Annotated in this window: 1 rRNA gene; it reads left to right on the top strand. The window is 51.0% G+C overall.

Annotation, left to right across the window (positions count from 1 at the left end):
- Positions 1–203: 203 nt before the first annotated feature.
- Positions 204–312, top strand: a 5S ribosomal RNA gene (rrf, locus tag BHE18_RS02430); the annotation flags it as partial.

The following is a 312-nucleotide window of genomic DNA, read 5'->3' as shown; positions in this document are numbered from 1 at the left end:
ACCAAACGAAAAAGCGGAGGCGGCTCGTTCAGAGACGACAAGCATTTTCGGGGCAGGCAGAAGAGGGCGTTCTTCCCTCAGCTGACTGACACGGAAATGACCTCGAGTCTCTAGCCGCCGGAGCTGGGTTATACGATACCGGTATTCTTGACATCAATCCTTTATCTAGTTTTGAAGGAACAAATCCTTCAATTAAATATTCGTCTGGTGATTATGGCGAAGAGGTCACACCCGTTCCCATGCCGAACACGGAAGTTAAGCTCTTCAGCGCCGATGGTAGTTGGGGGCTCTCCCCCTGTGAGAGTAGGACAT

Origin of the sequence: Rossellomorea aquimaris, assembly GCF_001877785.1 — a bacterium.
Lineage (GTDB): Bacteria > Bacillota > Bacilli > Bacillales > Bacillaceae_B > Rossellomorea > Rossellomorea aquimaris_A.
The sequence above is the reverse complement of the archived record's forward strand: the minus strand, read 5'-3'. Positions and strand labels throughout refer to the sequence as shown.